The following is a 7,690-nucleotide window of genomic DNA, read 5'->3' as shown; positions in this document are numbered from 1 at the left end:
GCGTGAGAGCCGGAACCCTGCCAGGCAGGGTTCCGGCTCTCACGCGTGACGCGGCGCAAGGCCGCCATCGAATTCTCGGACGGCGACTCCTCAGCCGTCGATCGCAGACGTCTCAGACCTTGACGGCCGGGTGCGTCAGTTCTTCGTCATGATGACGGTGACGAGGCCACCGGCGGCGGCGAGGTTGCCGAAGAAGGCGGTCATCTGCTGGTTGCGGGCCTGCGGGTCGTCCTTGATGTCCCAGAAGTTGTGGGCGGAGACCGTCGTGGCGGCCAGCAACGGCAGCAGGCCGATGGCGGCGAGACGCGACTTGATGCCGAGGCCCATCGCCGCGCCGAGGGCGATCATGCCGGCGCCGTTGGCCTGGATGAGCTGCTCGGACGTGAGCGGGAGCTGACCCTTGAGGCCGTAGCGCTCCTGCGCGGCGTCGATCATCGGCACGAGGTGGGCGCGGTTCTTGATGGCGTTCTGGCCGCCGTAGACGAACAGCGAACCGACCATCGCGCGGCCGAGAGCCTTGCCGGGGTTGAACATGCGAATACCACCTTCGTTGAAGAATCAACGACGCTGAGCGCGCCGTTCCGTTCGATGCCCAGCCTATGATGTCGCGCTGCGATCCGCATTCCCGCGGGCGTGGATGCCTGACCTGCGGGCTGATGTGGGGTGCGTCAACAGGCCGAGGCAACCGCGGATGGGTGAGCCCCGGGGCGTCAGTTCACCCCGTCGACCGGCCGACCGTTCTCGAGGTAGAGGCAGTGAGGGGCGCCCCAGCCGTGCGCGACGCGCCGTCCGACGGGCTTCGACAGCAGGGCCAGTGCCTCGTCGCGTTCGGCGAAGCGGTGGGAGGCGATCTCGTCGGCCTGCAGGCGGATCGAGGCAATCTGGTTGTCGTCGAGGGTGCCGCAGTCGAAGAGGAAGCGCAGCCCCAGCTTGCGCTCGAGCTTGCCCGGGCGGGTGTCGACGATGACGAGGTGTCCGCTCGTCACGACCAGCCCCGTCTCTTCGAGCACCTCGCGCCGGCATCCGTCCCATGGACTCTCGCCGTCGGCCTCCATCGCGCCGCCGGGGATCGTCCAGCCGCTCTTGTATGTCGGCTCGAGGATGAGCAGGCGCCCCGAACGATCGAAGAGCAGTGCGCCGGCGGAGGCGGGAATCTCTGGTGGGTTCCATGGCATGGCTCGAACGTATCGTCTCGGGCCGGGGGAGCCGAGCGGGTCGTCGCACGTCGTTCGAGGGGCGGGCGTGGTTCGCCCGGCCCGGCAGTGGCCGGGCGGCGCTGAGATGCGCACGGATCGCTCGGCCGGGCGCCGGTCGGAAGAGCTGGTGGCGATGAACCCCTGGCGCGGCCGACGCAGTCTGTGATGTGATCGAGGTAACTATTGAGCATTGCTCAACAATGCTTCACGACGATGAACGAGGTGGCAGACATGGATGTTCACGGCGCGGTGTGCGTGGTGACCGGGGCGGCAGGCGGCATCGGCGCGGCGCTTGCGGAGGCGCTGCTCGAACGCGGCGCGAAGGTCGCCCTCACCGACCTCGACGGCGAACGTCTCAGTGCCACGCGCGAACGGCTCGCCACCGCCCACGGCGACGTGGTCGCTGCCGCCGGTGACGCCTCGAGCGCCGCCGACATCGCCGAGGTCATCGTCCTCGCCGAACGCGAGTTCGGTGTGCCGGTCGACGTCTACGTCGCGAACGCAGGCGTGGGCGTGGGCGCAGATCTGGCCGACGAGGCGAGCTGGGCCACCGCGATCGACGTCAACCTCATGGCGCACGTGCGCGCCGCGCAGCAGCTCGTGCCGGGATGGGTGGAGCGCGGCCGCGGCTACTTCGTCTCGACCGCGTCGGCTGCCGGCCTGCTCACGCAAATCGGCTCGTCGACGTACGCGACGACGAAGCACGCGGCGCTCGCCTTCGCCGAATGGCTCGCCGTGTCGTACGGCGACAAGGGCGTCGGCGTCAGCTGCCTGTGCCCGATGGGCGTCGACACGAACCTGCTGACCGAGACCGGCGGCGCCTCGCGCGTCGCGCAGCGCGCCGTCACCGAATCGGGCCCGGTGCTCACGCCTGCGCAGGTGGCGGACGACGTCATGCGCGCGATCGAGAACGAGACGTTCCTCGTGCTGCCCCACGCGAACGTGCTCGACATGTACCGCGCCAAGGGCGCCGACTACGACCGGTGGATCCGCGGGATGCAGCGCTTCGGCGCGCACCTGGCATCGAACTGACGCGCGCGACGGTGGGGCCGGGCGACGGTCGACCGGAGGGGAATACCCCCTGGGGGTATGGTGTTGTGTGTCAGTAGAACACGACGAAGGAGCAGTCATGGCTGAGCAGAACGCCAGCACGTACACCGTCATCGGCATGACCTGTGGCCACTGCGAGATGAGCGTGCGCGAGGAACTCGAGGAGATCCCCGGCGTCAGCGACGTCGTCGCCAACCACGAGAGCGGCGTCGTGACGTTCACCTCCGACCGGCCCGTGAGCCGCGAGCAGGTCGACGCCGCCGTCACCGAAGCCGGATACCAGCTCGCCTGAGGATGATCGAGACGACCACGCAGACCCGGACCCCCACCCCAGCGGCGCCAGTAGCACCCGAGGCTCCGGCAACGCCGACGCAGAGTGTCGAACTGGCGCTGACGGGCATGACGTGCGCCTCGTGCGCGAACCGCATCGAACGCAAGCTCAACAAGCTCGACGGCGTCGAGGCCAGCGTCAACTACGCGACGGAGAAGGCGCGCGTCGCCTTCGCCGACGACGTGACGCCCGACGACCTCGTCGCAACGGTCGAGAAGACCGGCTACGGCGCGAGCGTCATCACGCCGGAACCGGTTTACCCGCCGTCATCGGCCGACGCTGACGGGGCGGACAGCGGCGCTCGCGTCGGCGAAGCGGGCGAATCACCGGCCGACGCGCACGTGCGCGAGCTGCGGCAGCGCCTCGTCGTCAGCGCTGTGCTGACGGTGCCCGTCGTGCTCATGGCGATGCTTCCGCCGCTGCAGTTCACGAACTGGCAGTGGCTGTCGCTGACGCTCGCGGCGCCCGTCGTGGTCTGGGGTGCGTGGCCGTTCCATCGCGCCGCGTGGATGAACCTCAAGCACGGCGCGACGACGATGGACACCCTCGTCAGCGTCGGCACGATCGCGGCGTTCGCGTGGTCGCTGTACGCGCTGTTCTTCGGCGACGCCGGCATGCCGGGCATGAAGCACGGCTTCGACTTCGGCGCGACGCGAGGGCACGGTGCGTCGAACATCTACCTGGAGGCGGCCGCCGGCGTCACGACGTTCGTGCTGCTCGGACGCTTCGTCGAGGCGCGTTCGAAACGCGCGAGCGGCGCCGCGCTGCGCGCCCTGCTCGACCTGGGGGCCAAGGAGGCGACCGTCCTGCGCTCCGGCCCTGACGGCGTCGAGCGTGAGCAGCGTGTGAACGCAGGCGAACTCGTCGTCGGCGACCGCATCGTCGTGCGACCCGGCGAGAAGATCGCGACCGATGGTGAGGTCGTCAGCGGTGACAGCGCCGTCGACGCCTCGATGCTGACGGGCGAATCGGTGCCCGTCGACGTCGGCCCCGGTGACACCGTCATCGGGGCGACGCTCAACACGAGCGGACGGATCGTGGTGCGCGCCACCCGCGTCGGCGGGCAGACGCAGCTCGCGCAGATGGCGAAGCTCGTCGAGGACGCGCAGAACGGCAAGGCGGACGTGCAGCGGCTCGCCGATCGCGTCTCCGGCATCTTCGTGCCGGTCGTCATTGCGCTGTCGGTGCTGACGCTCCTCGGCTGGCTCGTCGTGACGGGCGACGTCGAAGCGGCGTTCACCGCAGCCGTCGCGGTGCTCATCATCGCGTGCCCCTGCGCGCTGGGTCTTGCGACGCCGACGGCGCTCATGGTGGGTACCGGGCGCGGCGCGCAGTTCGGGGTGCTCTTCAAGGGCCCCGAGGTGCTCGAGGCGACACATCGCATCGACACGGTCGTGCTCGACAAGACCGGAACGCTCACCTCCGGCGAGATGTCGGTCGGTGAGATCGTCTGTGCCGGTGGTGAATCCGAGGACGACGTGCTCGCTGTTGCGGCAGCCCTCGAGAGCGGCTCGGAGCACCCGATCGCTCGCGCCATCACCGACGCGGGCCGCGACCGCGTCGGCGATCTGCCGACCGCCGACGGTTTCATCAACATGCCCGGCGAGGGCGTGACGGGGCGAGTGCGCGTGCCCGGCCCGAACGCTGAGGCAGCCGTGATGGTCGACGTCATCGTCGGCCGCCCGGATGCTCTCGCGGCCCGGGGCATGGCTCTCGACGGCCACCTGCGTGGAGCCTTCGACGATCTCGAATCGGGTGGTGGGACGGTCGTCGCCGTCGGATGGGGCGGCGCGGCGCGTGGCGTCATCGCCGTCACCGACACCGTGAAACCGACGAGCGCGGATGCCCTGCGCGGACTGTCGCGCCTCGGCCTGCACACCGTCCTGCTGACGGGCGACAACGAGCGCGCCGCGCGGAGCGTCGCCGACGCGGTCCGCATCGACGACGTCATCGCCGGTGTGCTGCCGGCGGGCAAGGTCGACGTCATCACGCGTCTGCAGGGTGAGGGGCGCGTCGTCGCGATGGTCGGCGACGGCGTCAACGACGCTCCCGCGCTCGCGCAGGCCGATCTCGGCATCGCGATGGGAACGGGCACGGACGTTGCGATCGAAGCGGCTGACGTCACCGTCGTGCGCGGCGATCTGCGTCTCGTCGGCGACGCGATCCGCCTGGGCCGCAGGACGCTGAACACGATCAAGAGCAACCTGTTCTGGGCGTTCGCGTACAACGTCGCAGCGATTCCGTTGGCCGCCGCGGGGCTGCTCAACCCCATGATCGCGGGCGCCGCGATGGCGTTCAGCTCGGTGTTCGTCGTGCTCAACAGCTTGCGGTTGCGCCGCTTCGCCGGGACGGCGGAGCAACGGCCGAGTCATCGATCGAACGAGGAGGGTGGGCGCGCGTGAGCGAGACGAAGTCGAAGGAGCCGGCCGTGGAGGCGATGCGGCAGGAACCCGTCGTCGACGCCCTGACGGGGGCTGAAGACGCCATGGTTGACGCTGTGGAGCCGGGCAACGGGGTGTCCGATGGCGGCGATCACGCCGCGGGGTCGTCGTGCTGTGAACCGTCGAAACCGGGGTACGAGAACGCCGGGTCGAAGGATGCTCTGTCCAAGCGGCTCAAGCGCATCGAGGGGCAGGTGCGCGGCGTCGAGAAGATGGTCGCGGACGACCGGTACTGCATCGACGTCCTCACCCAGATCGCGGCCATCCAGTCGGGGTTGAAGGCCGTGGCGCTCGGGCTGCTCGACGACCACATGGCCCACTGCGTCGTCGAGGCTGCCCGAGCCGGGGGCGACGAACAGGCCACCAAGCTCGCCGAGGTCAGCGACGCCCTGCGCCGATTGGTGCGCTGACGCTCGCCCGCCTCGCGCAGCCGGGTCAGTTGATGCTGGCCGAGTCACGCAGGACTGACTCGGCCGGCACCAACTGACTCACCTGCGCGGCGCCTCGGTGCGAGCGCTGGATCGATCACGCCCCACACACTCGAGCACGCGAAAGGCGTCAGCTGTTCATGCCCCGCGCTGCGACGGCCCAGGTGTCCACGAGCGTGCCGTTGCGTACGACGTCGACCGCGTTGGCCAGGTTGATCGCGTTGCAGCAGTGATTCGGCACGACGCGCACCGTCGAGCCGAGCGCGGGCAGGGAGGCCCCGGCCATGTCGACGACGGCGTGATGCTCGGACATCTGCACGATGCGCGCGTCGGGATGGTCGAGCAGTCGACCGTGGCCGCTCGCCCAGGGCGCCTTGTCGGCAGCGAGCGTCTTCGACCCGGCATCGAGCACGAGACGCCCACCCGAGTGTGAGACGACCCGCGCGTGTGCGGTGAGCGCGATGTCCCCGGCCGTGCAGGCTCCGAGTTCCCACTGCTGCGCATCGTTGAAGACGTACGCACCGGGCCGCATCTCCGTGGGGGCGACATCCGTCGACGGGCCCGCGCCGTCGTTGACGGCGGAGGTGGCGCCAGGCAGGCTCGTGAGGGCGCTCCCCGACGACGACGCAGCCCCCGGCATGCCCGCGCGCGCGCCTTCGCCGGCGCCGTTGCGTGCAGCGAACGCCATGCTCGGGCTCGACCCGCCGCTACGAACGTGCGGTTCGATTCCCTTGGCGCGCAGGGCTCGTGACGCGCCGGCGAGCGCAGCGCGTTCGTCGTCAGCGGACTGGGCTCGGCCTTCCGGCGAGTACGAGTGGCCGGGAAAGGTGAAGACGCCGCGCACGTCGAAGCCGAGGCTCGCGATGCCCGCGGCGAGCTCGCCTGCGTCACGCGCCGGGATGCCGGTGCGGTGCTGACCCGAGTCGAGCTCGACGAGGACCTCGACCACCGCAGAGTCGAGCGGCTTGCGCAGCTGGCGCGCGGCCGTCATCGAGTCGCAGCCGACGCCGACGCGCGCGCGTTCCGCGAGGGCGCGCAGGCGCCGCCCAGCCTCGTCGTCGACCCACAAGGGGTAGGCGATGAACACGTCGTCGAAGCCCGCGTCGACGAAGACCTCGGCCTCACCGATCGTCGCGACGGTGATGCCGTGCGCCGCCGCGTCACGCTGCATCGTGGCGATCTCCGGCATCTTGTGCGTCTTGACGTGCGGCCGCAGCGCGACACCGGCGTCACGACCCAGGCTCGCCATGGCGTCGATGTTGCGTTCGAGCACGTCGAGGTCGGCGACGAGGCGGGGCGTGGCGGTCACGAGAACTCCTGACGGTCGGGTGCATTCATTCTGCCGGTCGCCGGGCCGCAATCTTGTGCTCTCTGCGCGGGAAACCGCGGTTCACGTGATGCGCGGCGACGAATCGTGACGTGCGCGGGTGCGTCACCAGTCCGCGCGGGTCGTCTCGTGCTGTCCGTCGAGTTCGGTGAATCCGGCGTCGATGATGCTGACGCGGCCCGGCGTCGCGGCCCAGTGCGCCTCTGTATCGCGCACGATGCGGACGCGGTGGTCGTCGGCCGCCCACCGTGCGCGCTCGTCGGCGCTCATCGATTCCCACGCTCGCTGCGCCGCGTGCGCGCACTGCGCGGCGCTCTTTCCGCTCGTCATCGTGACGAGGGGGCTGAGGCGGACGGTGACCATCGCATCCACGTCCTGCGGGTCGCGCGCGTCGCTCGTTCCATCGTCGGGGTGCGACGGGAGCTGCGTGCCCTCGACCTGCATCTTCTTCAGCTCGGGCGGCAGCGGTGACGTCGGCGCCGGCGTGAACGCACGAGCCTCGGCGCTGCCGTGACGAGCCGTCACCCCGTCGAGGGCTTGCGCGTCACTCCAGCGCTTGCCGCTGCAACGCCTCACGATCTTGCGGATGGCGATGCCGCGCCAGGCGTCGATGGCGTCGAGCATCGCAGTGTCGGGGGCGGCATCAGAGGACACGACGGGGTGCGCGCGGCGCTCGGCCTCGACGAGCAATCCGACGCAGGCCTGCGCGGCCGCGACGCAGGCGTCGAGTTCGTCCGGTGGCGCGGTCTTCTCGACGCGCAGCGCGATCTGCATCGCCAGAGGCGGGGCGTCGGTCTCGGGCGCGGGTCTCGTCTCACTCACCGCACCATTGTGGTCCAGGGGGCCCGGGGCGCGAAGAATGGCGACGATGCGAGCTGCCCCGTGTCGGACGCCGAGAAGGCCGCGCCCGACGCGTC

Annotated in this window: 8 protein-coding genes; 4 read left to right on the top strand and 4 right to left on the bottom strand. The window is 70.3% G+C overall.

Going from position 1 to position 7,690, the window contains the following annotated elements:
* Nucleotides 1–135 precede the first annotated feature (135 nt).
* Both J4Z35_RS14125 and J4Z35_RS14120 read right to left on the bottom strand, forming a co-directional pair.
* Entirely contained in the window at nucleotides 136–534 is a 399-nt protein-coding gene (locus tag J4Z35_RS14125) for a DoxX family membrane protein (RefSeq protein WP_006945735.1), read from the bottom strand.
* 176 nt (nucleotides 535–710) lie between these two features.
* The gene (locus tag J4Z35_RS14120) at nucleotides 711–1,175 is read right to left on the bottom strand and encodes an NUDIX hydrolase (RefSeq protein ID WP_074040555.1); all 465 of its coding nucleotides are present in this window, start codon (nucleotides 1,173–1,175) and stop codon (nucleotides 711–713) included.
* Between the two features lie 252 nt (nucleotides 1,176–1,427).
* Between J4Z35_RS14120 and J4Z35_RS14115 the strand changes: the two genes are divergently transcribed.
* The 4 genes from J4Z35_RS14115 (at nucleotide 1,428) to J4Z35_RS14910 (ending at nucleotide 5,428) form a co-directional block, all read left to right on the top strand.
* Nucleotides 1,428–2,228, top strand: coding sequence for an SDR family NAD(P)-dependent oxidoreductase (locus J4Z35_RS14115; RefSeq protein ID WP_074040603.1), 801 nt, complete (start codon nucleotides 1,428–1,430; stop codon nucleotides 2,226–2,228).
* Nucleotides 2,229–2,325: 97 nt separating this feature from the next.
* On the top strand, nucleotides 2,326–2,538 hold the full coding sequence (locus J4Z35_RS14110) for a heavy-metal-associated domain-containing protein (RefSeq protein WP_074040554.1): 213 nt from the start codon (nucleotides 2,326–2,328) through the stop codon (nucleotides 2,536–2,538).
* 2 nt (nucleotides 2,539–2,540) lie between these two features.
* On the top strand, nucleotides 2,541–4,979 hold the full coding sequence (locus J4Z35_RS14105) for a heavy metal translocating P-type ATPase (protein WP_143181255.1): 2,439 nt from the start codon (nucleotides 2,541–2,543) through the stop codon (nucleotides 4,977–4,979).
* Nucleotides 4,976–5,428 carry a metal-sensitive transcriptional regulator gene (locus J4Z35_RS14910; protein ID WP_311200878.1) on the top strand — a complete coding sequence of 151 codons (453 nt, stop codon included), beginning with the start codon at nucleotides 4,976–4,978 and terminating at the stop codon, nucleotides 5,426–5,428. The genes J4Z35_RS14105 and J4Z35_RS14910 overlap by 4 nt, the downstream gene beginning before the upstream one ends.
* 148 nt (nucleotides 5,429–5,576) lie before the next feature.
* On the opposite strand, the gene J4Z35_RS14095 is transcribed toward J4Z35_RS14910, so the two are convergent.
* Together J4Z35_RS14095 and J4Z35_RS14090 are read right to left on the bottom strand one after the other, a co-directional pair.
* Nucleotides 5,577–6,755, bottom strand: a complete 1,179-nt coding sequence (locus J4Z35_RS14095) for an alanine racemase (protein ID WP_074040552.1) — start codon at nucleotides 6,753–6,755, stop codon at nucleotides 5,577–5,579.
* A gap of 123 nt (nucleotides 6,756–6,878) precedes the next feature.
* Nucleotides 6,879–7,595 (bottom strand): peptidyl-tRNA hydrolase, encoded by a 717-nt coding sequence (locus J4Z35_RS14090; protein WP_253184097.1) that lies wholly within the window; start codon nucleotides 7,593–7,595, stop codon nucleotides 6,879–6,881.
* Nucleotides 7,596–7,690: the final 95 nt, after the last annotated feature.

The sequence above is a fragment of the Dermacoccus sp. NHGro5 genome, assembly GCF_017565385.1.
GTDB classification, from domain to species: domain Bacteria; phylum Actinomycetota; class Actinomycetes; order Actinomycetales; family Dermatophilaceae; genus Dermacoccus; species Dermacoccus nishinomiyaensis.
The sequence above is the reverse complement of the archived record's forward strand: the minus strand, read 5'-3'. Positions and strand labels throughout refer to the sequence as shown.

Excerpts from the sequence above, each read along its gene's own strand:
- J4Z35_RS14115 (WP_074040603.1), top strand. The coding sequence starts at position 1,428 with ATGGATGTTCACGGCGCGGTGTGCGTGGTGACCGGGGCGGCAGGCGGC.
- J4Z35_RS14120 (WP_074040555.1), bottom strand. The coding sequence starts at position 1,175 with ATGCCATGGAACCCACCAGAGATTCCCGCCTCCGCCGGCGCACTGCTC.
- J4Z35_RS14125 (WP_006945735.1), bottom strand. The coding sequence starts at position 534 with ATGTTCAACCCCGGCAAGGCTCTCGGCCGCGCGATGGTCGGTTCGCTG.
- J4Z35_RS14110 (WP_074040554.1), top strand. The coding sequence starts at position 2,326 with ATGGCTGAGCAGAACGCCAGCACGTACACCGTCATCGGCATGACCTGT.
- J4Z35_RS14105 (WP_143181255.1), top strand. The coding sequence starts at position 2,541 with ATGATCGAGACGACCACGCAGACCCGGACCCCCACCCCAGCGGCGCCA.